The sequence below is a fragment of the Bacillus sp. z14 (2026) genome, assembly GCF_058313575.1.
This window is the reverse complement of sequence record NZ_JBZFQK010000001.1, coordinates 487,418-513,549: the sequence shown is the minus strand read 5'-3', so window position 1 is coordinate 513,549 and position 26,132 is coordinate 487,418. Positions and strand designations below refer to the sequence as shown.

The 26,132-nt window shown below is 35.9% G+C and carries 31 protein-coding genes; 29 read left to right on the top strand and 2 right to left on the bottom strand.

Annotation, left to right across the window (positions count from 1 at the left end):
* Positions 1-6: 6 nt before the first annotated feature.
* From AC4G3O_RS02310 to AC4G3O_RS02275, 8 genes are all read left to right on the top strand, one after another.
* Positions 7-312, top strand: coding sequence for a rhodanese-like domain-containing protein (locus tag AC4G3O_RS02310; RefSeq protein ID WP_139891786.1), 306 nt, complete (start codon positions 7-9; stop codon positions 310-312).
* Between the two features lie 37 nt (positions 313-349).
* Entirely contained in the window at positions 350-928 is a 579-nt protein-coding gene (locus AC4G3O_RS02305) for a sulfurtransferase TusA family protein (protein WP_066107211.1), read from the top strand.
* 2 nt (positions 929-930) lie between these two features.
* Positions 931-2,058 (top strand): MBL fold metallo-hydrolase, encoded by a 1,128-nt coding sequence (locus AC4G3O_RS02300; RefSeq protein WP_491135751.1) that lies wholly within the window; start codon positions 931-933, stop codon positions 2,056-2,058.
* Positions 2,059-2,080: 22 nt separating this feature from the next.
* Positions 2,081-2,308, top strand: a complete 228-nt coding sequence (locus AC4G3O_RS02295) for a sulfurtransferase TusA family protein (protein WP_066107202.1) — start codon at positions 2,081-2,083, stop codon at positions 2,306-2,308.
* Positions 2,309-2,372: 64 nt separating this feature from the next.
* Positions 2,373-3,152, top strand: a complete 780-nt coding sequence (locus AC4G3O_RS02290) for a sulfite exporter TauE/SafE family protein (RefSeq protein ID WP_373925469.1) — start codon at positions 2,373-2,375, stop codon at positions 3,150-3,152.
* Positions 3,153-3,381: 229 nt separating this feature from the next.
* The gene (locus tag AC4G3O_RS02285) at positions 3,382-4,137 is read left to right on the top strand and encodes an SDR family NAD(P)-dependent oxidoreductase (protein WP_491135750.1); all 756 of its coding nucleotides are present in this window, start codon (positions 3,382-3,384) and stop codon (positions 4,135-4,137) included.
* Positions 4,138-4,149: 12 nt separating this feature from the next.
* Positions 4,150-4,596, top strand: a complete 447-nt coding sequence (locus tag AC4G3O_RS02280; protein WP_139892006.1) for a MarR family winged helix-turn-helix transcriptional regulator — start codon at positions 4,150-4,152, stop codon at positions 4,594-4,596.
* 271 nt (positions 4,597-4,867) lie between these two features.
* On the top strand, positions 4,868-5,407 hold the full coding sequence (locus tag AC4G3O_RS02275) for a hypothetical protein (RefSeq protein WP_066107189.1): 540 nt from the start codon (positions 4,868-4,870) through the stop codon (positions 5,405-5,407).
* Positions 5,408-5,665: 258 nt separating this feature from the next.
* Here AC4G3O_RS02275 and AC4G3O_RS02270 read toward each other — a convergent pair whose 3' ends face one another.
* Positions 5,666-6,196, bottom strand: a complete 531-nt coding sequence (locus tag AC4G3O_RS02270; RefSeq protein WP_066107185.1) for a CotY/CotZ family spore coat protein — start codon at positions 6,194-6,196, stop codon at positions 5,666-5,668.
* A gap of 121 nt (positions 6,197-6,317) precedes the next feature.
* Here AC4G3O_RS02270 and AC4G3O_RS02265 point away from each other — a divergent pair, with 121 nt between their 5' ends.
* The 18 genes from AC4G3O_RS02265 to AC4G3O_RS02180 all read left to right on the top strand — a co-directional run bounded on the left by AC4G3O_RS02265 (position 6,318) and on the right by AC4G3O_RS02180 (position 23,098).
* A complete protein-coding gene (locus AC4G3O_RS02265) occupies positions 6,318-6,677 on the top strand; it encodes a DUF1360 domain-containing protein (RefSeq protein ID WP_148629829.1) in 360 nt (119 codons plus the stop codon).
* Between the two features lie 250 nt (positions 6,678-6,927).
* Complete coding sequence (locus AC4G3O_RS02260) at positions 6,928-7,299, top strand: hypothetical protein (RefSeq protein ID WP_139891793.1); 372 nt, start codon at positions 6,928-6,930, stop codon at positions 7,297-7,299.
* Positions 7,300-7,370: 71 nt separating this feature from the next.
* Positions 7,371-8,309 (top strand): glycosyltransferase family protein, encoded by a 939-nt coding sequence (locus AC4G3O_RS02255; protein WP_491135749.1) that lies wholly within the window; start codon positions 7,371-7,373, stop codon positions 8,307-8,309.
* 193 nt (positions 8,310-8,502) lie between these two features.
* On the top strand, positions 8,503-9,438 hold the full coding sequence (locus tag AC4G3O_RS02250) for a glycosyltransferase (protein ID WP_066107176.1): 936 nt from the start codon (positions 8,503-8,505) through the stop codon (positions 9,436-9,438).
* Positions 9,439-9,491: 53 nt separating this feature from the next.
* A complete protein-coding gene (locus tag AC4G3O_RS02245; RefSeq protein WP_491135748.1) occupies positions 9,492-10,520 on the top strand; it encodes a hypothetical protein in 1,029 nt (342 codons plus the stop codon).
* A 40-nt stretch (positions 10,521-10,560) separates the two neighbouring features.
* Positions 10,561-11,337, top strand: a complete 777-nt coding sequence (locus AC4G3O_RS02240; RefSeq protein WP_066107169.1) for a GT-D fold domain-containing protein — start codon at positions 10,561-10,563, stop codon at positions 11,335-11,337.
* 91 nt (positions 11,338-11,428) lie between these two features.
* On the top strand, positions 11,429-12,436 hold the full coding sequence (locus tag AC4G3O_RS02235) for a glycosyltransferase family 2 protein (protein WP_491135747.1): 1,008 nt from the start codon (positions 11,429-11,431) through the stop codon (positions 12,434-12,436).
* 285 nt (positions 12,437-12,721) lie between these two features.
* Positions 12,722-13,210: a dihydrofolate reductase gene (locus tag AC4G3O_RS02230; RefSeq protein WP_491089634.1), complete on the top strand. Its 489-nt coding sequence runs from the start codon at positions 12,722-12,724 to the stop codon at positions 13,208-13,210.
* Between the two features lie 26 nt (positions 13,211-13,236).
* A complete protein-coding gene (locus AC4G3O_RS02225; RefSeq protein WP_491135746.1) occupies positions 13,237-13,965 on the top strand; it encodes a lysophospholipid acyltransferase family protein in 729 nt (242 codons plus the stop codon).
* 275 nt (positions 13,966-14,240) lie between these two features.
* Positions 14,241-15,509, top strand: coding sequence for a threonine ammonia-lyase IlvA (gene ilvA, locus AC4G3O_RS02220; protein ID WP_491135745.1), 1,269 nt, complete (start codon positions 14,241-14,243; stop codon positions 15,507-15,509).
* Between the two features lie 148 nt (positions 15,510-15,657).
* Positions 15,658-15,852, top strand: a complete 195-nt coding sequence (locus AC4G3O_RS02215; protein ID WP_066107160.1) for a twin-arginine translocase TatA/TatE family subunit — start codon at positions 15,658-15,660, stop codon at positions 15,850-15,852.
* A gap of 79 nt (positions 15,853-15,931) precedes the next feature.
* Positions 15,932-16,675, top strand: a complete 744-nt coding sequence (gene tatC / locus AC4G3O_RS02210; RefSeq protein WP_066107156.1) for a twin-arginine translocase subunit TatC — start codon at positions 15,932-15,934, stop codon at positions 16,673-16,675.
* A gap of 330 nt (positions 16,676-17,005) precedes the next feature.
* A complete protein-coding gene (locus AC4G3O_RS02205) occupies positions 17,006-17,848 on the top strand; it encodes a DegV family protein (RefSeq protein WP_066107152.1) in 843 nt (280 codons plus the stop codon).
* Between the two features lie 142 nt (positions 17,849-17,990).
* A complete protein-coding gene (locus AC4G3O_RS02200; protein WP_066107148.1) occupies positions 17,991-19,601 on the top strand; it encodes a sensor histidine kinase in 1,611 nt (536 codons plus the stop codon).
* A gap of 125 nt (positions 19,602-19,726) precedes the next feature.
* Positions 19,727-20,827: a metallophosphoesterase gene (locus AC4G3O_RS02195; RefSeq protein WP_066107145.1), complete on the top strand. Its 1,101-nt coding sequence runs from the start codon at positions 19,727-19,729 to the stop codon at positions 20,825-20,827.
* 157 nt (positions 20,828-20,984) lie between these two features.
* On the top strand, positions 20,985-21,569 hold the full coding sequence (locus AC4G3O_RS02190) for an SCO family protein (RefSeq protein ID WP_175354300.1): 585 nt from the start codon (positions 20,985-20,987) through the stop codon (positions 21,567-21,569).
* Positions 21,570-21,663: 94 nt separating this feature from the next.
* Complete coding sequence (locus tag AC4G3O_RS02185) at positions 21,664-22,527, top strand: SGNH/GDSL hydrolase family protein (protein WP_491135744.1); 864 nt, start codon at positions 21,664-21,666, stop codon at positions 22,525-22,527.
* Positions 22,502-23,098 (top strand): YpmS family protein, encoded by a 597-nt coding sequence (locus tag AC4G3O_RS02180; protein ID WP_491135743.1) that lies wholly within the window; start codon positions 22,502-22,504, stop codon positions 23,096-23,098. Before AC4G3O_RS02185 ends, AC4G3O_RS02180 begins: the two co-directional genes overlap by 26 nt.
* Before the next feature lie 53 nt (positions 23,099-23,151).
* On the opposite strand, the gene AC4G3O_RS02175 is transcribed toward AC4G3O_RS02180, so the two are convergent.
* Complete coding sequence (locus tag AC4G3O_RS02175) at positions 23,152-23,889, bottom strand: DUF4397 domain-containing protein (RefSeq protein WP_066107128.1); 738 nt, start codon at positions 23,887-23,889, stop codon at positions 23,152-23,154.
* A gap of 166 nt (positions 23,890-24,055) precedes the next feature.
* Here AC4G3O_RS02175 and msrA point away from each other — a divergent pair, with 166 nt between their 5' ends.
* The 3 genes from msrA to AC4G3O_RS02160 all read left to right on the top strand — a co-directional run bounded on the left by msrA (position 24,056) and on the right by AC4G3O_RS02160 (position 26,098).
* Positions 24,056-24,580, top strand: a complete 525-nt coding sequence (gene msrA, locus AC4G3O_RS02170) for a peptide-methionine (S)-S-oxide reductase MsrA (protein WP_373925470.1) — start codon at positions 24,056-24,058, stop codon at positions 24,578-24,580.
* A 35-nt stretch (positions 24,581-24,615) separates the two neighbouring features.
* Positions 24,616-25,005 carry a peptide-methionine (R)-S-oxide reductase MsrB gene (gene msrB, locus AC4G3O_RS02165; RefSeq protein WP_066107820.1) on the top strand — a complete coding sequence of 130 codons (390 nt, stop codon included), beginning with the start codon at positions 24,616-24,618 and terminating at the stop codon, positions 25,003-25,005.
* A gap of 316 nt (positions 25,006-25,321) precedes the next feature.
* On the top strand, positions 25,322-26,098 hold the full coding sequence (locus tag AC4G3O_RS02160; RefSeq protein WP_066107121.1) for a DUF7683 domain-containing protein: 777 nt from the start codon (positions 25,322-25,324) through the stop codon (positions 26,096-26,098).
* Positions 26,099-26,132: the final 34 nt, after the last annotated feature.

The window sequence follows — 26,132 nt, the reverse complement described above, 5'->3', positions numbered from 1 at the left end:
AGCTAAATGAAGGAAATTACAGCAAGAGAAGTTCAAGAACGCTTAGAAGCAGGGAAGCTACTAAATTTAATTGACGTACGAGAGCCAGAAGAGGTGGCTGAGGCTCATATTGAAGGCATTATCCATATTCCGCTTAGTGAGCTTCAGGACCGTATTGGTGTACTGGATAAAAATAAGGAATACATTCTCGTGTGCCGTTCAAGCGCTCGAAGTGGCAATGCTGCCTCTTATCTGGAATCGATTGGATTTCAGGCAACTAATATGGTTGGAGGTATGCTTGTTTGGAAAGGGAAGACGGTCAAAAATTTTTAAACAACAATATACCCTATGGAGTATAGGAGGAATCATAATGTCAATCAAAGCAGATGTTCACTTGGACGCAAAAGGACTCGCGTGCCCAATGCCTATCGTGAAAACGAAGAAAGCGATGAAAGAATTAGCTGTGGGCAAGGTATTGAAAATTACGGCAACAGATAAGGGATCAAAGGCCGATCTTGCTGCCTGGGCGGGATCAGCTGGCCATGAATATATTGGTACAAATGAAGATGGCGAAATCCTTATTCATTATATCCGTAAGGGTGGTGCAGATAGCGAGGTTGATAAACCATTTGAACGAACAATAACAAATGAAGATCTTGCAACAAGTGAGGGTATCATTTTAGATGTTCGTGAGGAAGCCGAGTATGCCTTTGGGCATGTGCCTCAGGCAAAGTCAATTCCTCTTGGGGAATTGGAGGAAAGAATGAGTGAACTAGATTCCAATCAAAATATTTACGTCATTTGCCGTACAGGCAGACGTAGTGAACTAGCTGCTCACAAACTTGTCGAAAGCGGATTTCAAAAAGTATTCAATGTATTCCCTGGCATGAAAGATTGGAAAGGCGAATTAATAAAAGAAACGAATAAAATCACGTCAGGAGGTAACTGAAAATGAAAGTTTTGAAATGGACAGCTACCGATGTGGCTAAATATGTGATTGAAGATAAGGACTTATTTATTTTGGATGTTCGTAATCAAGATGCATTTAAGGATTGGAAGATTGAGGCTAAGAGCTTTGAATATATGAATATACCTTATTTTGAATTACTAGATGGTGTAGAGGAAATTCTTTCTGAAATCCCGGTGAATAAAGAAGTTCTTGTAGTATGTGCAAAAGAAGGATCATCTGTCATGGTTGCTGAAATGCTGGCAGAGGCTGGCCGACCTGTTGCCTATTTGGAAGGTGGTATGAAGGCATGGAGTATGCACCTTGAGCCTGTAAAGGTAGATGATTTGAAAGGTGGAGGAGAGATCTATCAATTTGTACGCCTTGGCAAAGGCTGTCTCTCCTATATGGTCATCTCTGGTGAGGAAGCGGCAATCATCGATGCAGTCCGATTCACGGATGTATTTATCGACTTTGCCAGAGAAAAGGGAGTGAAAATCAAGCATGTATTTGACACACACTTGCATGCTGATCATATCTCTGGTGGGCGCCAAATTGCTGAACAGACAGGTGCACAGTATTATCTTCCACAGCAGGATGCTGAGGAAGTTGTATATAATTATACGCCATTAACAGACGGGTTAACGGTGAAGCTTGGCGAATCAGAGATTGAAGTCAATGCTATATACTCACCGGGGCATACAATCGGCTCCACTTCTTTTGTCATTGGCGGAAGTTACTTACTTACGGGGGATATTCTTTTCATCGATTCAATTGGGCGCCCGGATTTAGCTGGTCTTGCCGAGGATTGGGTGGACGATTTACGTGAAACATTGTATGAACGATACCGTGTGCTTGCGGATGAATTAATTGTCCTTCCTGCTCATTTCATGATTATGGATGAAGTAAACGAAGACGGTACTGTTGCCAAACGGCTTAGAACTTTGCTGACTGAAAATCATGGTTTAAATATTGATAATGAAAATGAATTCCGTAAGATAGTCACAGAAAATCTGCCACCGCAGCCAAATGCATATGAGCAAATCCGTCAAGTGAATATGGGTAAAATTATACCCGAACTAGATGAACAAACTGAAATGGAAATTGGTCCAAACCGCTGTGCAGTTCGCTAATTTAACAAAGGGAGAGATTGATATGAAAATCACTAAAACATTAGATGCAAAAGGGCTGGCTTGCCCAATGCCAATTGTTAGAACAAAGAAGGCAATAGCAGCAATTCAATCCGGAGAGGTACTGGAGGTACTTGCCACAGATAAGGGTGCGTTGAACGACTTTACCGCATGGTCTAAATCTGGCGGGCACACCATCGTAGAGCAAACAGAAGAAGCCGGGGTACTGAAATTCTATATTCAGAAGGCATAAGAATATAGCGGACGTCCGTAACTTTGGAAGTCCGCTTTTTTTATTGGAAAGGAGTGTAATACATATGGATATTTTATTTTTAGTAGTTATTTTTATGATAGGTTTCATCGGTTCTTTTATCTCAGGGATGCTGGGGGTTGGCGGTTCAATCATCAAATACCCGATGCTCTTATATATTCCGCCATTATTCGGTCTTGCCGCATTTAGTCCGCATGAAGTTTCCGGTATTAGTGCAGTCCAAGTATTATTTGCCTCCATTTCGGGTGTCTGGGCTTATCGAAAGGGCGGTTACTTAAACAAGCAGCTCATTCTTAATATGGGGGGATCCATTCTGGCGGGAAGTTTTATAGGAAGCTATGGTTCTCTTTTTTTATCAGAGAGTGCTGTCAATATTGTATATGCTTTGTTGGCCGTTATCGCGGCAATTATGATGTTTATTCCTAAAAAACAAATCGATGGCCAGCCGCTTAATGAAGATACGTTTAACAAGCCACTCGCCGCTATTCTTGCCTTTATTGTCGGGATTTCTTCAGGAATTGTTGGTGCAGCAGGAGGATTTATGCTTGTACCAATCATGCTTGTTGTTCTAAAAATACCAACAAGAATGACAATCGCAACAAGCCTTGCGGTTACATTCATTTCCTCTGTCGGTGGAAGCACTGGTAAGATTCTGACAGGACAAGTTGATTATGGACCAGCTTTGATCATGATAATCGCAAGTATCATTGCTGCACCACTTGGAGCAAGGGTGAGCAAATCAATGAATACAAAAGTTTTGCAGTGGATTCTTGCAGTCATCATTGCAGCTACAGCGGTTAAGCTTTGGATGGATATCCTTATGTAAGTAAAGTGCTCAATCAGTAAATGTGTATTATGTTAAAAGCAAATTAATTATGAAGCAAGAAAGCTCATATAGGTTTCTTGCTTTTATTATGCCAGCACGTTTTATTTTATGAAGAAGTTTTTATAAATGAAAAACCAAGCAAGCTATTAAAAATGAAAGCGTATTAGTTTATTAATAAATAGTTTATTGTTAAAATATAGTTTAATAAGAAAATAAAGGGGAAATTGTTATGGGGAAACTTCAAGAAAAAGTTGTCATTATTACAGGTGGTGCAGGGGGTATTGGGCTTGGTATGGCGAAAGCAATGGCCAAGGAAGGTGCTATCCTCGCGATTGTCGATGTAAATGAAGAAACAGGCAAAGCGGCGGAAAAAATTCTGCAGGACATCTCTCCAAACTCCATGTTTGTGAAAGCTAATTTAATGGATCGTGAAAACTTACCAAATATTATTCAAACAGTTGTTGATAAGTATGGCAAACTGGATGTGTTAGTCAATAATGCACATGCATCTAAACAAAAATTATTTGAAGAGATTACACATGAGGACTTAGAGCTGTCACTTGGAACAGGATTCTATCCTACATTCTACTTGATGCAGGCAGCCCTTCCTTATTTGAAGGAAACAAAAGGAAACATTATTAACTTTGCCTCTGGAGCGGGTATTAATGGTGACCAAACACAAGCTGCCTATGCAGCTGCGAAAGAAGCTATCCGCGGAATCACTCGTGTTGCCGCTAATGAATGGGGACGCTATGGTATTAATGTTAACCTGATCAGTCCGATTGCTGATTCTGAAGGCGTACGTACATGGGCAAAAGCGCAGCCGGAATACTACCAGGCTGTTGTGAATAAAATTCCGCTTGGCCGCTTCGGCGATGTAGAGGAAGATATCGGCCGTGTGGCAGTCTTCCTAGCGAGCGCAGACTCTCAATATATTACTGGGCAAACCATCATGGTCGATGGTGGAGCAACTATGCTTCGTTAAGAAGTGATGATGATGGAACAAGATAATCTATTTGACTTAATTCATTCCATTGAACAAGTCTCCAATGAGCACATCGTGGATTTCACATCGCGTTACTCTTATCCAATCGGTGTATCGGCAGTACTCGTTCTGGCTGAACTTAGTGATGGCAAGACATTAAGGCAAAGTGAACTCGCTGATATGCTTGGCTACACCAAAGGAGCAGTCACGCATATTGCCTCAAAACTCGTTCATTTTGAGCTGGCTGAGCGGCTATATGATGAAGGAGATCGACGCACTGTTTATTTAAAGATTACCGAGCAGGGATGTATAGCTTTAAACGAGGCCCAAAAGATTGGTGAATCGATTTTTTTAGAACTATTCGAGGTACTTTCCAAAGATGAACTGCTTGAATATTTGCGCCTTCAACAGAAATTGCTAGAGGGGATGAAGAACAGGCGGTTATCTGGGAAGAAGTGAGAAAATAAAGAGAACAAGGCCGATTGCTTTAACTTGCAATCGGCTTTTCTGTGTCGATAGGGTGAGTTTCTATCCTTAAAGCATAAGAAGATAAGGTTACCACTGTTATAACAAAAACAAGACGTAAACCAATTCACACCTCACTTCTTGTCTCAGAAAATGTGTCCTTTAGGCTAAATGATAAGGCTTGTTTGTTACAACTAATTTGTCAAAGGACAAAGGCCATATGCATACATATAAAAATGACCCATTAAGGAAAGGAAGAAAAACAATGAATGATAATGAAATGGAAAATAATAAAAAAGAACCGATATTTTATATTATCCAACCAGTGAATAAAGGTAAATTGATTGCTCAGAATATGCAGGAAGTTTATCACAGTAAGGGAAGTATCAAAGAAAAAGAGGATAATAAATTACAAGAAGAATATAGTCTACAAGAGGACGAAGCAGCTGTAAAAAATGAACTTACAGAGAAGTTGCATGAAGAAGCATTAAAAAAAGATACTGATAATATCACAGAAAATTTGTTTATAGGAAAAACAAGCCAAGGTGAAGAAGATTTCAAGTCGGATGAAAATATTGAGGTTCAAGTCGAAAGTGATCCTCTAAAAGATGATCTTCGTATGAAATTAATAAGGTTAGCAAGGTATCCATCAGTAGTGGAGAAGCCTTTCTGTGAAATAAAAATTGAGGGAGAAACCCTTGTTGGGCAAATAGAGAGTAAACGTGGAGAATTTTTAAAGGTAAAAGTAGATGAAAAAATTAGATTAATTGCCATAGATGATGTTGATGAACTTTCTATTATATAGATTAAACATAACAATGACCTTATTTTTCTTGAAATTGAAAAATAGGTCATCTTTTTATGAATATGTTGGCTATCGCCTAATCAAAAAAAGGTAAATTTCATAAGATGTATCAGAAGGAAAGGATAAGCCTAAAGAGGATAAGCCTAAAGATAATAAATCGAATCAAAAGTGAAGGTAATAAAAATCAAACACAAAAAGAAAACCTGAGGAGATACCCCCAGGCTGTAAATATATGAAAGTAAATTATAACCTGCCAGTTTATTTACAATCATGATGGATAGCTACAGGACAAAGGCAAGTAACTGCACCAAACATCTTCAAATCAACAGTAATATAAGCATCGGTTCCTTCGAGTTCCTCAAAATAATGATCTTCTTTATGATTATCTTTATAATCATCTTTATGATTTTCATAATGATGGTCATCTGAGTCTATACCTTTTGGAAAATGATCTTTTTTCTTTAATAATTCTAAGGTTGCACAACAAGAATCAGAATCAACATTGTCGATGCGGAAAATTTTGGATTCAACAAAATAACATTTTCCCTTCTTTTTAGTTGTTCCATGCCCCTCAAATAGTTTTCCGGTGTTAAATACAGTAAGCATAATTGGAATCGTGTTATATTTGTATCCTCCAAAAAGTTTACCATTATTTAATTCGTTAATTGCTCTTTCGCAGCCTTTTCCAAGAGTTTCTTCATCGGGTTTTACTAAATCTTGAGCTTCCACAATAGCTAGTAAAGTATCACAAATACAACTGGATGTTTCAAATTCAGAACCGCAGCTCATATCTTCTCCTCCTTGATGAAATCATTTCTCTAACAGGTTATGAAAATAAGAGTATAGTTGTTTGAGTATATAGCCTATTTTTAAATGTATTTATAAAAATTGAAGAAAAAGGGGATTAATAATGGAGCTAGATATTGTAAAAATATTCATAATAGGATTAGCAGCTTTTCGATTAACACGCCTATTTGTGTTTGATAAAATCACTGAATTTATCAGAAAGCCATTTTTTGAGGAAATCAGTGAAGTTGATGAAGAAGGTAATGAAATAATTTTATATATGGTTAAAGAAAAGGGAATCAAACATTTTTTTGGAGAATTACTAAGTTGTCATTGGTGTACTGGAATATGGGTTAGTATAGGCTTAGTAATGGTCGATTATTATATTCCAGTAGTTAGCTATTTTTTATTGATGGTTTTGTCTGTAGCTGGGATTGGTTCGGTAATTGAAACAATTATTGGAAAGTTAAATTCAGAAGAATAAATATTACTTCAGTTAAGAAGTTGCGTAAAGCTACGGTAAAAATTTAATTTTCTAATGATTCATAAGGTGACCTCTAAAAGTTAGATTTCAACTCTAACTTTTAGGGTGAAGTACATCATCAATAAAAATGGTCATTTTACATAATAAATTTTTTAAAAGTTATAGGACAAGCAAACAAGCTATCATAGAAAATCTCCATATAATTAAATTACGGCTAATTATAGCTGAAACATATGTGAGGTGAACAAAAATGGCAGAGTGGAACCCTGAATCTAAGCAGACTCCATCTGGAGCTATTACAAGTGCTTCCTTAAAACAACTGTTAACAGAGTATATAACAACGACTCAAGAAATGGCCAGGAATAATTCTGAATCGACCCTATCAAGGTCTATTGCAAGAGTATCCTTTAGACAGCTACTACGACATTATTTAAGAACGGGTCAAGAAATTGCAGAAGTTCATGTCAATAGATCTCAATTTAATGGAGAACCTGATTTAACTAATGTACAAGTTGTTAATGTAGGCAATGATTATGCTGAATTTAGACAAGTTGATTCTTCATTTGGAGGAAGGACATTTATCGTAAGATTTAATCAAATCACTTCTCTTGAACTTCCTTAAGTTATTTAAAGATAATGTGGCTTCATGTGGTTTTTATAAACACATGAAGCCGCTTTAAGGAGGATATGCGTTTGATTAAACAATTAACCATTTTATTTATTACAAAAAGATTCCATAATCGGGTTAATAAAAGTACAGAATACTTTGTCTCAGAACTTCAAAAACAATGTAACTTATATATATGGGAAAATGATGGTGATTTAAGCGGAATACTTAGTAGACTGCCGCAGTCACCTTTATTTATTCTTTTAAATGATTTTAAGCCGGATTATACACCTACAATACGTGGTATAAGGGATACCTCTATACCTGTAGGGGCTATATTACATGAGATTAAATATAAACCTTACCGTCGCAGACTGTTTTATGAGCGGGAGTACATTCAGCATATTTTTACACATTATAGGGATGCAAGCAACCGTATCCTCCCCGAATTAAAGGAAAGGTACATTTGGATGCCCCATTTTGTTCCACTTGATATTTTCAGAGACTATGGGCAAGAGCGGGATATTGACTGTTTAATGATGGGGATTCTAATCAAAAGGGTATATCCAAAACGATTTGCTATGTATGAGCAGTTGTTAAATTATCCAGGCTTTAAGTATTTCGATCATCCAGGTTATGGAGAATTACCAGCAAATTCGAATCGTTTAACAGGAATAACATATGCCAAAGAATTATCAAGAGCAAAAATATTTGTAACATGTGATTCTGTTGAAAAGCTGCCTCTTATGAAATATTTCGAATGCCTGGCCTGCAAAACATTATTGATGGGAACGGGATCAAATGAGTTAAAAGAATTGGGGTTTATTGATGGGGAAACATTTGTTGAAGTAGATGAATATAATGTACTTGAAAAAGTGAATTATTATTTAGAGCATGAAGAGGAAAGAAAACAAATAATTGATAAAGGCTATAAATTAGTTGCAGAAAGACACTCTGTGGAAAAGAGAGTAGAGGAATTTCTGTTTACGGTAAATGAAATTATTTCGAATAGAAGAGATAGATAAGGATATGAACACCTTATCTATATCTGTGGCTGTCGACAAAATCGGCAGCTGTTTTTTTGCCGGAAATAATTTAAAAAAATTAGTTTAGCAGTTCTAAATACACGATTTGGGTATTTATAGTTACCTTTTGCGAAGTTATTCATAGTATGAAAAGACAAGTTGTAATTTCTAATATTTTTAAGGAGGGAAACAAGTGCGAAAAATAAACCTTCTTGTGACGACTGGTGATTTCAGCAAATATATATCCCCAGAGTTTCACTATTTATTGATGGAGGTAGCCAAGCTAACAAATTTAACTGTTTGGCATGAGTCAGGCGATATTAAGGATATTCTGAAAAAAGTAGAAGTTCAACCGGATTTTATTTTCATAAATGAATTCGGAGAAAGTAACTCTCCAAAAATTACAGGCCTCAGCACTTTGGAAATCCCTTTTGCAGTTAATTTATATGATATTCATTATCATATTAAGGATAGGAAAGAAGCTCTCCATGCTGATAATGTAAAGCATATATTTGTGTATTATCGCGATAAGTTTCTCGAGTGGTATCCGGAGTTTGCGCATATGATGAAATGGCTGCCCAAACATATTAATCCAGCTATTTTTAAAGATTATAAGTTAGAAAAAGAAATAGATTATTTGTTAATGGGGGCGGTACACCATCGGGTCTATCCGATTAGACATAAAGTTGTACAAGCTATGAAAGATAAGCCTGGATTTGTTTATCATGAGCATCCTGGTTATCGAAATATAGATGATGACGAAGAGAATGTATTTGCTGGTGAAAAATATGCAAAAGAAATAAACCGCTCCAAAATGTTTTTTACATGTAATTCAAGATATGAGTATGTTCTTACAAAATATTTAGAAGTACCGGCCTCCAGGACTTTGTTGCTAGCTCCCTCATCGAACGAGTTAGAAGACATGGGATTTGTACCAGGAGTGCATTTTGTGGAGATCAATGAAGATAATTTTCAGGAAAAGGCGCAGTATTATCTGGAGAATGAATCAGAAAGGTATAAGATTTCTAAACAAGGCTATTTGATGGTTCATGAACACCATACGACGAAAAAGCGTGCAAAACAATTTGTCGAGTTGATTCAGGAAATAATAACAAATGAACAGAAGTAAGGAAGATAGATTAATGATAAATGCTTGTGCTTATTATGAGAGGAAGGAATTGAATGTCTGAACTTAATTCTGATGAGATTGCAAAGATTCTGAGCTTGGATTCGTTTGAGATTTTGGAAAGAGAGTTGATACTTGACGCCTCAAAGAGAATAGAGCGTATCAAATGGCGGGAAAATAAAAATGCTATACCCGAACAAATATTAATTAAATATGGAAGAGATTCAGCGATACTGGTTGAGGTGCTTTTTTATAGTAAATTATCTAACTCTGTAAAAGAACAAATCCCAAAAATCATAGCCTATGATGCCCATAATAATGTAAAGGTCCTGATTCTAGAGTGGATAGAAGGAGTAAACCCAGATTTTAGTGATCAAGCAATCGTTAAAAGGGTTTATAAAGATTATGGGAAGTTTGCAGCTAAGTGGGGAAATCAAATAAATGAGTTTGATAATGATAAGATTGATAAATTGATAAATACGAACGAAGATTATAGAGGGAAGTTAGATCACTTTATTGACAAAATATCTATTCGTAACCATATTGATGAAATCTATGAGGGCATTAAATTCCGTGAAAGCAGAGAAGATCTTTTGAAAATGATTGGCGGATCTGAATTTTTAGATTTAATTAAAAGAATGGATCAAAAATGGATATTGCAAATAATCCATAAATTATACGGAGTACCATGTACATTGCATCCTGGTGATGTTTCGAAGTTTAATACGTTAATTAGCTATTCTAATGACCAGGTTTTAATTATTGATTTTGAGAATATGAAAATTGGACCGATGACTTTATTGATGGAATATATTGGTGAGGGAGATATTCATGTTCCTACAAGTCAGTTAAATGAAACAGCTTTGAGGTCCTATGTTGACGGATGGAATAAATACAGTTCACAGCCAGTTAAGTGGGAACCATTTTATGGTAGTTATCTCGCAGCACGAATCCTTTATAAATGTTATTTAATTCAATGGTATTTAAATAAATTTGAGAATAATAGTCGGAGAACTCCTGAGCAATCATGGGTTACAAAGCATGTAAATGATTTACTAAGCTACTGTAAATGGATGGAAAAATAATCTAATATATGTGATTTTTTTAGCGAAGGGAGAGAGAAATTTGTCAAACCAATTATCAAGCGGTGAAATAATGGACCGTATTTTAAGAAGTTTGAAAAAACAAAGGCCTCTATCGATTGTATCAGTCGGTCAAACCGAAGCCGTTGTGATGGGACAAGATCAATTCGATAAGGATCCTATTTTAAATAAATTTCAAGGCCATTATAGAAAGGAAAAAAAGATTGCCAATAAAGATGTGAAAGAAGGCTTTTATCATCGTGGAATAAGGTTTCCAAACCCCATTGCTCAAATGGAAGGGATTGCCGCGGTGAATAGTGCTGATATTGTGGGTTATAACACAATTGAAGAAAATTCCAAGGAAATCACGGAGCGTGTTTTTTCAATTTATAATATCCAACCAAAAGAGTATTTTGAAGCTAATATTAGAAGAGTTTTTATGAAGTCGCAAAAAGATAAGTTTGAAGAAATATTACGTAACAGAAAAGTATTATTAATTGGATCACTGGCTGAAAAAGCTAAAAAGGGTATGGAAGATAAGTATGGAAAAACATTAGGTGTAAAAGTAGTGGGAGCACTACCTATCTATTCCTATGATGATATACCAACTGTAAAAAAACAGCTTAAAACAATCGATTTTGATATATGTTTTTTAGGAGCAGGAATAAATGCACTTATCCTTACCCCATATATAGCATCCAGGTATGGAAAAGTAGCATTCGATATAGGTTCAGGAATGCAGACATTTATTACGGATGAAATTGTTACTGATTCTTGGATCAATGAAATAATCGGGTTAGATAGATTAATGAAAATGTAGATGTGCTGTTTCTGGCTTATATTGATGGGCTTGGAGAATGAAAATTGGATTGATATCGGAAAATATGATTAGGTAAGTGAGTTGAAAAATCGTGAAAGTATCAATTGTCATTCCGAGTCACAATCGGTATGAACAGCTTAAAAATACAATTGAAGCATTACGGAAACAAAGTTATGATAATTATGAAGTGATGATTGTGGATGATGCATCAGATGATCGCACCAGTACAATTGATCTTCCGAATCATTTTCGTATGATTCGAAATAATAAAAAAATGGGACTTGCAGAAACAAGGAATAAAGGGATTGCCAATACAGATGGGGATTTAATCATTTTTCTTGATGCGGAGATGTTGGTTTATCCTGACTATATTGAAAATCATGTTAAAGGGCATGAGATATGTGAAAACTTGGTTTTAACTGGTGCTATGTATTATTATTTTATAACTCAAAGAGCCCAAAAAAAAATCGTGGACCAGAATATAAACTTCCTAAGTGAAGAATTTCAAAACTTAATCCGTTTTAAAGATTATTATTATTCTAATATCATTGTCCCTTATGGGGATGAATTGGACAAATTTCTGATTCCTTGGGTTGCCTGCATGGGTGGTAATCTTTCAGTGAAGCGTACTTTATTAGACCAGGCGGGAAGGTTTGATCCAAAGTTTATTGGCTATGGATGGGAGGACTGGGAATTAGGGTACAGGCTCCACCAGTGTGGTGCTACATTTAAAGTGGATCGTGCTGTGGGGACAATTCATCAAGAACATGAAGTTAACAAGAAAAGATTACAGGAATCTTTACTAAATTATCGCTATTTCATGGATAAACATCCTTCAATTGAAGTGTATGCTATGAGTTTAGAGCTGATTAGCGAGCAAGTAACAATAAGAGATATTAATCAATTACTCCATAAATATGACCAACTTTACAACAAGGACCTGAGGTTAGCATTTTACGAAATTATAAAATATAATGCCCGTTATGTAACAACGGAATTCCAAAAACCTTTTATTTCTAAAAACACAATAAATCTAAATCATCTACCGGAGGGGATTTTGAAAGAAGTTTATATCATGTTACTGAATAAACATGTATAGATTGTTAGAAATTTGACCTTGCAAATCCGTTATTTAAATGGTTAAATAGGTCCATTGACGATTAAGAAGTCAGTAATATTTAATTGTTTCGTATATCAAGTAGTAAATGACTTTTAGTAGTCTGTTAGTCGTAAATATCCAAGTCAATATAACCGTTCCCGACTGTGGTTCGGTTTTTCTCTTATATGTTACTCGATATATGAGATAAAATGATATTAGCAATGATTTTTCGAAGACGGATATTTAAAATTTAACAAGAGAAGATTAAACAAAAGGAGGATTAAAATGTTTTCAATTGTTGTAGCACATGATCGAAATCGCGTTATCGGTATCAATAATAATCTTCCATGGCGTATTCCTGCCGACATGGCCCATGTGAAACAAACCACGATGGGTAAAATTTTAATTATGGGTCGAAAAACGTTTGAGTCTATAGGAAAGCCTCTTCCTGGCAGAACGAATGTCGTTTTAACGAAAGATCCATCGTGGGTCGTTGATGGAGTAAAAGTCGTACACTCAGTGGATGAAATTCTTCAGATAGAAAAAGATACCGATACTGAATGTGTCATATTCGGGGGACAAGTATTATTTGAACAGCTTCTTCCGTATGTATCAAAAATCTATTTGACATATATTGATCATCATTTTGAAGGAGATACATTCTTCCCAGTTCAAAATTATGATGAAGAATGGGAATTGCTTTCATCTGAAAAAGGACCAAAAGACGAAAAAAATCCATACGATTATTATTTTAAAGAATACATACGCAAGTAGGGTTAGATACAGGAGGTTTTATTACATTGCTACGGTTAATTTATATGGTTATTTATTTATGCGGCTTTTTATTGTACAGCTTACCAGGACTATCTAAAATGAAGAAGGTTTATGAGAAAAATAATGCTCATGACGATGTGGAAATTCAACAAATTCCGAAAAAATGGGCAAAAGGATTTTTAAAGAATTCAGGCTGTGAGCTGGAAGTCGTAGGGTCCGAAAATATTCCGGATGGGCCAGTATTATTTGTAGGAAATCATGAAGGGGATTTTGATATACCCGTATTAATGGCTGGTATCTCCAAGCCGTTTGGCTTTATTTCAAAAATTGAAGTAAAAAAAATTCCGATTGTTGCTGGCTGGATGGAAGTAATGGGCTGCGTGTTTATGGATCGTAAGGATCGACGTGCTTCTATACAGGCTATTAGAGAAGGGGTACAGAAATTAAAGGATGGCCACTCAATTCTCATTTTTCCAGAGGGTACTCGCAACAGAGGTAAGGAGATTGGTGAATTTAAAGCGGGCTCATTGCGTCTTGCTAAAGATACTAGGGTGCCGATTGTACCTTTTATGATTACAGGTACTGCGGACTTGTTTGAGAATAACAATAATAAGATAAAGCCAGGGAAGGTTAAACTTGTTATATTGCCCGCGATTACCTCTGAACAATACGAAGAAGAGGGAATGACAGCAGTGGCTGAACATATTCATACTAGAATCAAAGAAGAAAGAAGCCATCTTTTAAAAGGTGCATAAATTAAACTAAAAGCATACGTATCACTAGTGCTAGAACGACAAAACAGGTGGAGAAAATTCTACCTGTTTTGTCGTTTTTTTTGAAGCTTTTAAAAAGTGGTCAGCATTTCATCAAGTCATCAATGTAGCAAAATTAATCACACGGAATTAATTTGTAAATTATTAAAAGTATATCAGTTAAATTCTATTATATTGATTTTTCTAAAAATTCTGTTGATTTATTATTCGTACCTGCTATAATTTTATAAATTAATAAAAGTAATGGAGGAGAGCATATGAGGCATCTGGTGAAAACAAATGAAGGAGTATCACCTGAACAAATTTTAATTGCGTATCAGCAATTAAAAGACAAGGTTGCTCACACTCCTTTGCAAAGAAATAAGAGGTTGTCAGAAAAGTATCATTGTAATGTTTATTTGAAAAGAGAAGACCTTCAATATGTACGTTCTTTTAAATTGCGTGGGGCATTTTATGCGATGCTAAATCTATCGAAAGAGGAATTGCAAAATGGCATAGTATGCGCCAGTGCCGGCAATCATGCTCAGGGAGTAGCTTACGCATGTAATGAATTAAAGGTGATGGGTAAAATCTACATGCCTACAACCACTCCAAGACAAAAAGTTAATCAAGTGGAGTTATTTGGAAAAGAATATGTGGAAATTATCCTGATTGGTGATACGTTTGATGATTCATTTATAGAAGCAAGGAAGTGCGAGGAAGCAGAAAATAGAGCATTCATTCATCCGTTTAATGATCAAAATGTCATTTCTGGACAAGGTACGGTAGCTGTAGAGATATTTCATGATATAGACGTACCCGTTGACTATATTTTTGGTAGTGTTGGCGGCGGCGGATTGATGTCAGGTATAGCTGCATACAGTGCAAGTGTCTCTCCCAATACTGCCTGTATCGGTGTGGAGCCAGTTGGGGCACCATCTATGCAAACTGCGATCAAAGAGGGACAGGTGGTTAAACTTCCGCAAATTGATTCCTTTGTTGATGGAGCTGCAGTAAAAGAGGTTGGAGAGAAAACATTTGCTATTTGCCGTGACTTGCTTAAGGATGTGGTTACTGTGCCGGAAGGGAAAGTATGTACCACGATTCTGGAATTATATAATGAACACGCGATTGTGGCTGAACCGGCCGGAGCTATGTCCGTTGCAGCACTGGATTTGTATCAAGAGCAATTGGTGGGAAAAACGGTCGTGTGCATCATTAGCGGTGGCAATAATGATATTGGGAGAATGCAGGATATTAAAGACCGCTCTCTTCAATATGAAGGTCTCCTGCATCATTTCATTGTTCATTTCCCACAGCGGGCGGGTGCTCTGCGAGAATTTCTCGATGAGGTGCTTGGACCGAATGATGACATAACCAGGTTTGAATATACGAAGAAGAATAATAAAGACAATGGTCCTGCACTTGTTGGCATCGAATTGCAAAAAAGAGAGGATTATAATGGACTGATGCAGCGAATGGAGACTAAAGGATTCCAGTTTGTTGAAGTAAAGAAAGGAAGCAGCCTTCATCAATTTTTAATATAAGTTAGAATGGTAGATTTATTTAACAAAACGAATTCCTAAATAAGTAAAAGTTAGTATATTCTGTTTGTATATGAAATTATTACTTTTCTTTACCTTTAAAACAATTATAATAGAATTAGATTCATTTCAGCTTGGGAGGGAGAAAAGAATGTTTTCAAATATTGGTGTACCAGGATTGCTGTTAATCCTTTTGCTTGTCCTGATTATCTTTGGACCTAAAAAGCTACCTGAAATCGGCAGAGCTTTCGGTCAAACATTACGTGAATTTAAAAATTCTACAAAAGATTTAACCAGTGATGTAGTGGATGATATAAAGGATGTTAAAAAAGAGATCAATAAATAATTTAATAGTTTATTTAAAAGAGGTGTGAGAATTTATTCTTGCACCTCTTTAAAGGGATTCAGAAAGGCGTGACTCTAGTTTGGAAGAGAAAGAATTAAATATGATAGAGCACCTTGATGAATTGAGAACAAGGTTAATCATCACAGTAACTGCTTTTATACTGTTTTTATGTGTATCTTTTTTCTTCGTTAAAGACATATATAAATTTTTTACTCGTAATGTAGATGAGAAGCTTATTGTACTTGGCCCTAGTGATGTTATGTGGATTTACTTTACAATAGCCTCCATAGTGGCTATTGCCTGTACAATACCTGTTCTAGCAATTCAACTCTGGCTGTTTATTAAACCTGCACTTTTGAAACACGAACAAAAAATTGCATTATCCTATATACCTGCATTATTTCTTCTGTTTATAGCAGGATTATCCTTTGGCTATTTTGTCATCTTTCCAATCGTTATGAGTTTCTTGACAGATTTGGGTAATGATGTGATGACGACATCCTATACGGCAGATAAATATTTGAAATTTATTATTCATATGTCATTGCCGTTTGCATTTCTCTTTGAATTGCCAGTCGTCATGATGTTTTTGACGTCCTTGGGTATCTTGAATCCGTATATTATGGCGAAGTATCGGAAATACGCATATTTTGTGTTAATCGTGGTTGCGATTATTATTACACCGCCTGAATTTTTATCTGATTTTGTAGTTTCAGTTCCGTTATTGCTGTTATATGAAATCAGCATTTCACTATCAAAATTTGTATATAAACGAAAGCTAATAAAAGCAGAACAGTACGAACTGGAACAGGATTTAAATTAAGTACGAAATTTGAATGCAGCAGAGTGTGAATCTACAGTGATTCACACTCTTTTTATTTTTAATAATAGAATAGCTTGGAGTTTATATACATGATGAGGGGAAATAATAAATAGTTAAATTTAGGAAATATATATTTAGTACAGCTGCATGCCAGTTATGCTTTCGTTTAACGTAAATCGATTAACAAATTTACATGGTAGGATTTGCTGGAATTGAGTATTTGAATTATAAGAATTTTTCATAAACTTATATTAAGGAAAATGAAATTCATTTAAATTTAATTTTCTACCATGTATAATATGATTAGTCATACATATAGGAAGTGAAACTATGCCAAATATTAAAATTGTTACTGATTCCACGCTTGATCTGCCAAAGGAGATCATCGCAGAAAATGACATAACAGTTGTACCACTCTCAATTACAATAAATGGCGAAACATACATTGATGGAGTAGATATTACATCTAAAGAATTTATTACCAAAATGCAGCAATCAGAAGAATTGCCAAAAAGTTCCCAGCCCCCAGCAGGTGAATTTCTGGAAGTATACAATAAACTTACAGAAGATGGAAGTGAAGTGTTGTCTATTCATATGACTGCTCAAATGAGCGGTACTGTGCAATCGGCTCAAACTGCTGCCAGAATGGCTGATGGGAAAGTTGCAGTAGTTAATTCCAAATATATATCCAATGCACTGGGATTCCAGGTACTAGCGGCATCTGAAATGGCAAGAGAAGGTAAAACGATGGATGAGATTGTTGAAAAATTGGATCATATTAGGGAAAATACTCGACTTTTTGTGGTGGTGGATACCCTTGAGAATCTAGTTAAGGGCGGCCGAATTGGAAAAGGAAAAGCTATGTTAAGTTCTCTCTTAAATATCAAACCGATTGCTTCACTTGATACAGGAGAGTATACTCCTGTAGCGAAAGTGAGAAGTCAAGGCCAAATCGTGAAATTCTTAGTAAAGCAGCTTATGCAGGATATTGAGGGGAAAGTTCTAAAGGGGATTGGCATAACCCACGCAGATGCAATCGAACTTGCAACAAAATTGAAAGAAATGATCATCCGTGAACTTGGTATAGATGATGTACCAATTTATGAAACAACACCGATTATTAGTACACATACGGGAATTGGGGCAATCGGCTTTATGTATTACGCCGACTAATGTAACAGTAAGAGAAATGCACTATCCAAGATCGAGATAGTGTATTTTTTTTTGATTTTGCGATTATTTTATATTTATTACAGGAAAACTGCCTAATTTTGTCTAATTATAGATAGATACTATGAAACTGTGTGAGGGATCTATGAAGAATATAAAAAAGTCGATGTCAATCAAACGCAAAATTTTGACGCTATTAGTCTTGTTAATGCTCATTACTATCATTCTTATCTCGATTATTGGGTATAAATTAATGAATGCTTATACAGAAGATATATTGTATGAAAGAGGTAAGGGGATGGTTATGTTTGGCTCATCAATGATTCCCTCCCGATTAATAAATGAAGCTTCAGTTAATACTGATTCCTCAATAGGTGCAAGGTCTAAACTGAAAACCTATCTGAACGAAATGGATAAACAGAGTAATCACTTATTTTCCGGACATATTATTTTATATAACGAAAATAAAAAGCATTATGAAATCATCAGTGCATCAGATGGTACTCAACCTAATGGTATAAAGGAAGGGTCTCCCTTTATACCAAGCAAACGAACCCTACCTTATATTCAAAAGGTCATACATGGTGAAAATCCGCAAATAACAGAAATATATAAGGAATCTTCGAATAAATGGGTCAATGCCTATGCTGGAATTGATGGATTAGAAGGGTCTAATAAAGCTATATTAGCGGTGACAATCAATGCAGATGAAGTGTTCACGAAAAACTTGTATTGGTTACTCCTATTCATTGGAAGTATATTAATTATTTTTTGTATGGCATATGGTGTCCTTTGTCATTATTTAAATAAATTAATGGGCCCTGTTCATAAGTTGATTATAGGGATAACGAAGGTAAGTCAGGGTGAATTTAATATTAAGTTAACCGAAGATTCCTCAACAGAATTTGAGGAGCTTTTTGAACAATTCAACTATATGGTTCATCAGCTTCATATTTTATTTGAAAAGCTTTCAATTACTTCAGTACAAATTGGTTCTAAATCTAATAATGAAATGCTGATTAATAATTTTGATGAAGCCATAAAGGAAATTGATAATATTGTATATAGGACGAGTATCCAAAAAGAGCTGCAACAAGCTGAAAAAATGAACGCCATTGGACAATTAGCAGCATCTGTTGCTCATGAGATTCGAAATCCTATGACCGTTGTGAAAGGATTTCTGCAAATCTTCCAAAATAAAAGCAAGTTATCTGAAGAGGAATTATCATATATAAAATTAATGGTGGACGAAATCAATCGGGCTGAAGGAATTATTAACGATTATCTATCTCTTGCCAAGCCGGACTTAGGATCGAAGGAATATGTGATGTTATCAGAGTTCTCAGCTCATATTGTTGATTTAATGAACGGATATGCCTTAATGGTCAGCAATATTCATTTACACTTCGAATTGGATTTTGACTTGGAAATATACATAAATACAAACGAAGTGAAGCAGGTATTAATCAATATTATGAAAAATGGGATTGAGGCAATGAAGGATGGCGGCGAACTGACTTTATCCATTCAGAAAGAAGGAGAGTGTATAGTCTTTTCGGTATCAGATACAGGTAATGGTATGAGTGAGGAACAAATAAAACGTTTAGGCACAGCCTTCTACTCATTAAAAGATAAAGGAACCGGCATTGGATTGATGGTTTGTTATCAAGTTATCGAGAGAATGAAAGGGAAAATTGAAGTCGAAAGTGAGAAAAACAAAGGAACAACTTTTAAAGTGTATGTCCCTTTTAGTTGATATGGAATAAAATAAAAATCAAATAAATTAACAATCAAGAATAGGTAAGTCATAATAAAGTAGGATGTTACCTTATTAAACTAAAATGATAAAAGTCATGTGAAAAGGAGTCTTATGGAATACATATGTTCATTCTTATTCTGATTATTGCACTGCTGCTTTATGGTGGCCTCGTCTACTATATAGGCTGGCGGGGATATCGTTGGCTACGACCGGAATCTTCAAGCCGACGATTTAAAATCCTATACAGCCTCATCATTATACTTGCAGCAAGCTCATTTATAATTGGCCGCTTTTCTGGGCTGACATTTTTAAATATTGCTGGAGCTTATTGGATGGCATGCTTTTACTTACTGTTAATGCTAGTTCCTCTTGCTCATATTACAGTTATTCTTCTACGCCTGACACGGCTGCATCGGCCGAAAACGCAGTTATGGGCAGGGATCATCACTTTAGGGCTGTTAATAACATTTATGATATACGGTACATATAATGCCTATAGCCCAGTCGTACGTAACTATGAAATTAAGATGGATAAAGGTTCCTCGTCTCTCGAAAACCTACATATCGTGATGGCTGCAGATACACATTTTGGGTTGCTATCGGGTAAAGACCATGCGGAGCGTTTTGTAAAGAAAGTTAACGAACTGAATCCTGATTTAATCCTTTTGCCTGGAGATTTATTTGATGATGATGTTCAACCATTCCTTGATCAGAAGATCGATCGGATATTATCCAAGCTTCAGGCACCATATGGGGTGTATGCATCCCTTGGAAATCATGATAAGCACGATGGTACGATGCAGGAACTGATTGAAGCGGTAGAGCGCAGCGGAATTCAAGTGCTGTACGATGAAACCGTAGAGGTTAAAGAAGAATTCACTCTCATTGGGCGCAAGGATCGAACTGAGGAAGATAGGTTGCCTTTAGAAAAATTAATGAGCGGTGTAAATCTCGAAAAGCCCGCCATTTTGTTGGAACATCAGCCCTATGAACTTGATATTGCGCAGCAAGAAGGCGTTGACTTAATGGTTTCCGGTCATACCCATCGCGGCCAGATTTTTCCGGGAAATCTAATTACTGAAGCGATATATGAAAATGATTGGGGCTATTTAAAAAAGGGTCAGATGGACTCGATCGTAACATCCGGTTTTGGTTTTTGGGGACCGCCTATTCGGATTGGTACACGCTCTGAAATTGTGACGATTCAAATTCAGTTCGAGTAGGGTTTTATAACGAGTCAAAGAAACTCAAACGAAACTACCAATGTTTAAATCTCAAAAGGATAAAACAATCTGTCAATCAAAGGCAAAATACTTTTGTGAAAATACAGATTTTGATAAAATTAACAGTATTAGAGATTAAACACAGGGTGGTTAATTCATGAACTATTTTGGCAAAATAGCAATGGTATTTTTTCTGGTTTTCATTATTAATGGTTGCTCTCAACAAGAAATACCTAATGCGGTAAATTGGAAGGTAGAAGATTTTACTTTTACAGACCAAAATGAACAAAAAGTATCAAAAGGTGATTTAGAAGGAAAAGTATGGATCGCTGATTTTATCTTTACAAATTGCAATACAGTATGTTTGCCGATGACTTCCAATATGAAAAAGCTTCAAAATATGATTACTGAAGAAGGTCTTGAGGATGTACATTTTGTTTCCTTTAGTATCGATCCGGAAGTAGACAATCCTTCTATTTTGAAAAAATACGGGGAAAGCTTTCAGGCGAATTTCGATAATTGGAGCTTCTTAACAGGGTATGACCAAGAAACGATTGAAAGCCTGGCGAAGGATAGCTTTAAAGTATTGGTGCAGAAGCCTGCTGAAGGGGACCAGGTAATTCATGGAACGAGCTTTTCATTGGTCGATCAAGAGGGCACAGTTGTTCAGCAATATTCTGGTGTTGAAGGTATTCCATTCGAGGATATTATTAAACATATAAAAATACTACAGTCAAATTAGGGGCAGGGGAAACCTGTCTTTTTTTATATGATAAGGATATTTATTGTAACTATAATGAATATAATAAAGAGTAATCTTTAGGCAGGTGACAGCTATGTTTTGGAAAACCTTGATAACTGTGATTATGATATTTATGCTTTCAGGATGCAGTCCTTATCGATATTTTTTTGGAAAGCAAGTGGAAGAACATTCAGCCTCATCTATAACAAAAGCATTAAAGCGGGAAATTCCGAATGATTTCTTTCCAACCGATGTGAAGGTAGTTTCACTGGGGGATTCATTGACCCAGGGTGTTGGGGATAGCAGTGATCAAGGGGGATATATTCCTTATTTAGTCTCCTATTTAGAACAAAATAAGGGGATAAGAGAAGCGGAATTTACCAACCACGGTATCCGCGGCAATCGATCTTCAGATCTTTTAAGACGGCTGAATACGCCACAGTTAATAGCCGATATACAAACTTCTGATGCCATTATCATTACGATTGGCGGAAACGATATCATGAGAGTTGTAAAAGAACAATTTACAAATTTAACCATACAGGATTTTAATCTGGAGGCTATTCAATATGAAGAGCGACTGAAAGAAATCTTTAGTATAATTAGACAATATAATAAAGAAGCAGAAATTTATTTTGTTGGCTTGTATAACCCTTTCGGGAAATGGATATCAGCATTTCAGGAACTGGATATTATCATGGATGATTGGAATAGCGTCAGTGAGGGAATAGTTTCTGAGGATCCAAATGCTTTTTTTATCCGAATTGATGATGCATTCTCAAAATCAAATGAAAATCTTTTATACAAAGAGGATTATTTTCATCCGAATGACAAGGGCTATGAGATTATTGCTTCACGTATATATGAGAAAATGAAAGAGAGTACTGTTAAAAACATAAATACGATGAGGATGGTACAAGAGGGGGAGAAGAATGAGGAGAATCTTCAAAATAGATAACAAGTGGAAAGGACTTTTTTTTGGGCTATTGGCAATCAACCTAATTGCAGCCTGTATCCTGATTTATTGGACGACTCGTCCGATAAAGGATGAAGAATCATTAAATAAACTAGCCACTAACGATGAAAAAGTGGAGATACCGTTTACATCCAATAAGGAAGACCTTAATCGGATTATTAATTATTATATTGAGGAAGAAAGCTCAGATAGTCCAATTAAATATGAGGTGCTTTTAAAGGAAAGTCTTGAATTGTACGGAACATTATCCGCGTTTGGCAGAAATGTCGAAATCAAGGTGTTATTTGAACCAGTTACACTCGAAAATGGGGATTTACTTTTAAAGCATGAAGCTATTCAAATTGGCGGTATGAGCTTGCCGGCAACATTTGTATTGAATTACATTAACGAAAAATATGATACACCTGAATGGGTTATGATACGACCTAAAGAAAAAAACATATATTTGGCATTAAGCCAAATGGATCTTAAGAGTGGAATCACAGTTAAAGCAAAGTCTTTTGATCTCAAAAATGATGAAATTAAGTTAAGTTTGTTAGTTCCGGTAGAATAATTGTAAAAAGAGGAATTGTACCATGAGTCCATGGATGCAATTCCTCTCATTTTTTAAATAAACACAATTTCCGGGTCTTTATGTTCGTTTCCCGAGCTTAAAATAAGCATTGTGTATATTTGGTCGGGATGGAGGGTGACGGAAAAAGGATCAAGAATCATTTCTTTCGATTTTGAACATTTCACTAAAAATTCTACTGTCATCGGAGTCAATCCAAGATAAGAGCTGGGCTTTTTATAGGCTAAATTAGAAAATATGGTATCTCCACCTGTTACAGCGATATCGATACCAGCCGAATCAGGATTTAGATTTAAACAGTTTAACTTTGTCTCCCTGGTCGGAAGAGTAAGATTATCCTCGATTGAAAAGAGAGAATATCCATTTTGATTCGCTGCAGCAATAATGGTATAAGGGGTTCCTTCTTTAATGTCTACTTTTCTGCTTAACAAAGCGGAATGTGATTGGCCGCTCGGATAAAGGTCAAATTCATATTTCCCCTCAGGCAGTGATAAATAATGACTAACAGATTTAGATGGGACGTTCTTGAAAATCCGTGTTCCATTTATATATAAATCTATGCTTTTTACAGATGGAAGGGCATGGAAAAACTTTATCTTACCAAGCGTAGTCCGCTCATTTCCTGCCCCTTGATGAAGTAACTGTTCCATATAATGCAGATGTCTGTAGTAATACTTAATATACAAATCAGGATTTGTATATTTGTAATACTGGGAGAGTAAATCGTATTCCTTTGCCTTCTGATAATAGCTTTGTCCATTCATAGAGGACATTGGTCTCACTCCTTGCACTTCCAAATTATATTCTAGCTATATGCAAGAGAGCTTAGGCATGTGTCTTTATATGAGAAAAGTCTTAAGCAAACCATTTTCTTAATTAACAATAAAAGGGTAGAATATCAATACGTTTATAAATATAAACTCAAAAGGGGGTAGGATGATGGAAAAAGCAATATTTGCCGGTGGGTGTTTTTGGTGCATGGTAAAACCCTTTGACACATTTCCAGGAGTAAAAAGTGTTATTTCAGGCTATACAGGCGGACATAAAGAAAATCCTACTTACGAGGAAGTTTGTTCAGGTAGTACTGGACATGTAGAAGCAGTAGAAATTACATTTGATCCCGCTATTATAAAATATAAATCAATTGTGGAGTTATTCTGGCAGCAAATTGACCCAACAGATGCAGGCGGACAATTTTGTGATCGAGGAGACTCCTATAAGACAGCCATTTTCTATACAACCGAGGAACAAAAGGAAATTGCGGAGCAATCCAAAAAAGAGTTGGGTAACAGCGGTAGATTTACAAAGGAAATTGTAACACCGATTCTTCCTGCCAAAACCTTTTATCCAGCTGAGGAGTACCATCAGCATTTCTATAAGAAGAATAAAGATCATTATGAATCCTATCAAGTAGGTTCAGGGCGTTCTGGGTTTATTAAAGAGCATTGGGGTGAAAATAATTGACCAATTATTCTGATCGTCTAAAAGAACTAACACCTATGCAATATGACGTAACCCAGCGAAGTGGTACAGAACCGCCTTTTCGAAATGAATACTGGGACAACCAACAAGAAGGGATCTATGTGGATATCGTTTCGGGAAAGCCACTCTTCAGTTCAAAGGATAAATATGACGCGGGGTGTGGTTGGCCAAGTTTCACAAAACCTATTGATGAGTCTGAAGTAATCGAAAAGGACGACTATTCACACGGCATGCGTCGCGTAGAAGTCCGGAGTAATGAAGCGGATTCTCATTTAGGTCATGTATTCCCCGACGGTCCGGGTCCTGCAGGGATAAGATACTGCATTAATTCTGCTGCACTAAAGTTTATACCAAAAGAAGAATTGGAAAAAGAAGGATACGGGCGATATGTAAAGTTGTTCAGCTGATATTAAATTGTAAAGGATAATCTCTCTAAGTGAGGACACCGTTGCCTGCTTGGGTGATTATCCTTTTTGTTATGTAATCCGTATTCGTAATAGAGCAAATGGGTTTTGGAAAATGTGAATCTGTTATTTTTTCTTTATGATATATTTTTACATCATATACCTAACGGGTTCTCGTTTCATTTTAAGAGCTTTTATAGCCTTAAATTCCCTTGCAAAACACGAGATGTTAAAAAGAAAACTCCTGCAATTTGGAATTTCAATATGAAATTTAATGTAAATGATATACTTTACTTACGGAGAATGGAGGAGGGGCAGGGTGGTTAAACAAATAAATTTTCAGTGGTGTGTCACAAAGTTTAATCCTGATTTTAGGGATGAAAATGGGTACTATACCATAGCGGAGGAATGGACTTGTCCTTCTGAAATAGGGGAATTTATTAATGGGAAGGAATTCACTTTTCATGAATATCTTCAGGTTGAGACAGCTTATATAAATTCCATGATTAAATTCATGGAGGAAAGTAATATTGATTCACTAAGAATTTTGCAATTGGATAAGAAGATTTCTGAAGAAGACCTTACATCACCTTTATACGAACAGGAATTTGAAAAGCTGGTTCTCAAAGAAGACCTGTTGGTAAACAAAAATGAATTGCGTTTGATTTGCAAAATGATTTTGCGAAATTTTATATGGTGTAAGCTCTATAGTAAAGATCAATTCTTCATACACTTTGGCTATGATTACTATATGTATATTGGGTCTAATGTAAATTGTCAATCCGCTATTCAATTTGCTGAAAGTAATGGACTGTTTGTTGAACAATGTACGTCGCCATATTTTTTCTCTGAGGAAGAAACAACTAGGATGATTCAATGGAACGAAATTAGTGATGAAGATAAGATCGTTATTGGTGAAGAGGAACTAGTATCTATTCCATTAGATGACTATCGCAGGATTTTCAACCTATCAGCAGAGCATCCAGTTACAGGCTACTTTAAAATAGAAAAAGAACAAATGGGATTTTTTCAAACATTTTTGAAGCACAGGATGAATTTTTGTAAATATGAGTATTGCTTTTGCGGTGAAAAGTAATTGAAAAGAGGAAGCATATTCGCTTCCTCTTTTG

Bases quoted from the DNA above. Each gene is read 5' to 3' on its own strand.
- AC4G3O_RS02310 (WP_139891786.1), top strand. From the start codon at position 7: ATGAAGGAAATTACAGCAAGAGAAGTTCAAGAACGCTTAGAAGCAGGG.
- AC4G3O_RS02305 (WP_066107211.1), top strand. From the start codon at position 350: ATGTCAATCAAAGCAGATGTTCACTTGGACGCAAAAGGACTCGCGTGC.
- AC4G3O_RS02300 (WP_491135751.1), top strand. From the start codon at position 931: ATGAAAGTTTTGAAATGGACAGCTACCGATGTGGCTAAATATGTGATT.
- AC4G3O_RS02295 (WP_066107202.1), top strand. From the start codon at position 2,081: ATGAAAATCACTAAAACATTAGATGCAAAAGGGCTGGCTTGCCCAATG.
- AC4G3O_RS02290 (WP_373925469.1), top strand. From the start codon at position 2,373: ATGGATATTTTATTTTTAGTAGTTATTTTTATGATAGGTTTCATCGGT.
- AC4G3O_RS02285 (WP_491135750.1), top strand. From the start codon at position 3,382: ATGGGGAAACTTCAAGAAAAAGTTGTCATTATTACAGGTGGTGCAGGG.
- AC4G3O_RS02280 (WP_139892006.1), top strand. From the start codon at position 4,150: ATGGAACAAGATAATCTATTTGACTTAATTCATTCCATTGAACAAGTC.
- AC4G3O_RS02275 (WP_066107189.1), top strand. From the start codon at position 4,868: ATGAATGATAATGAAATGGAAAATAATAAAAAAGAACCGATATTTTAT.
- AC4G3O_RS02270 (WP_066107185.1), bottom strand. From the start codon at position 6,196: ATGAGCTGCGGTTCTGAATTTGAAACATCCAGTTGTATTTGTGATACT.
- AC4G3O_RS02265 (WP_148629829.1), top strand. From the start codon at position 6,318: ATGGAGCTAGATATTGTAAAAATATTCATAATAGGATTAGCAGCTTTT.
- AC4G3O_RS02260 (WP_139891793.1), top strand. From the start codon at position 6,928: ATGGCAGAGTGGAACCCTGAATCTAAGCAGACTCCATCTGGAGCTATT.
- AC4G3O_RS02245 (WP_491135748.1), top strand. From the start codon at position 9,492: ATGTCTGAACTTAATTCTGATGAGATTGCAAAGATTCTGAGCTTGGAT.
- AC4G3O_RS02230 (WP_491089634.1), top strand. From the start codon at position 12,722: ATGTTTTCAATTGTTGTAGCACATGATCGAAATCGCGTTATCGGTATC.
- ilvA (WP_491135745.1), top strand. From the start codon at position 14,241: ATGAGGCATCTGGTGAAAACAAATGAAGGAGTATCACCTGAACAAATT.
- AC4G3O_RS02215 (WP_066107160.1), top strand. From the start codon at position 15,658: ATGTTTTCAAATATTGGTGTACCAGGATTGCTGTTAATCCTTTTGCTT.
- AC4G3O_RS02205 (WP_066107152.1), top strand. From the start codon at position 17,006: ATGCCAAATATTAAAATTGTTACTGATTCCACGCTTGATCTGCCAAAG.
- AC4G3O_RS02200 (WP_066107148.1), top strand. From the start codon at position 17,991: ATGAAGAATATAAAAAAGTCGATGTCAATCAAACGCAAAATTTTGACG.
- AC4G3O_RS02195 (WP_066107145.1), top strand. From the start codon at position 19,727: ATGTTCATTCTTATTCTGATTATTGCACTGCTGCTTTATGGTGGCCTC.
- AC4G3O_RS02190 (WP_175354300.1), top strand. From the start codon at position 20,985: ATGAACTATTTTGGCAAAATAGCAATGGTATTTTTTCTGGTTTTCATT.
- AC4G3O_RS02185 (WP_491135744.1), top strand. From the start codon at position 21,664: ATGTTTTGGAAAACCTTGATAACTGTGATTATGATATTTATGCTTTCA.
- AC4G3O_RS02180 (WP_491135743.1), top strand. From the start codon at position 22,502: ATGAGGAGAATCTTCAAAATAGATAACAAGTGGAAAGGACTTTTTTTT.
- AC4G3O_RS02175 (WP_066107128.1), bottom strand. From the start codon at position 23,889: ATGTCCTCTATGAATGGACAAAGCTATTATCAGAAGGCAAAGGAATAC.
- msrA (WP_373925470.1), top strand. From the start codon at position 24,056: ATGGAAAAAGCAATATTTGCCGGTGGGTGTTTTTGGTGCATGGTAAAA.
- msrB (WP_066107820.1), top strand. From the start codon at position 24,616: ATGCAATATGACGTAACCCAGCGAAGTGGTACAGAACCGCCTTTTCGA.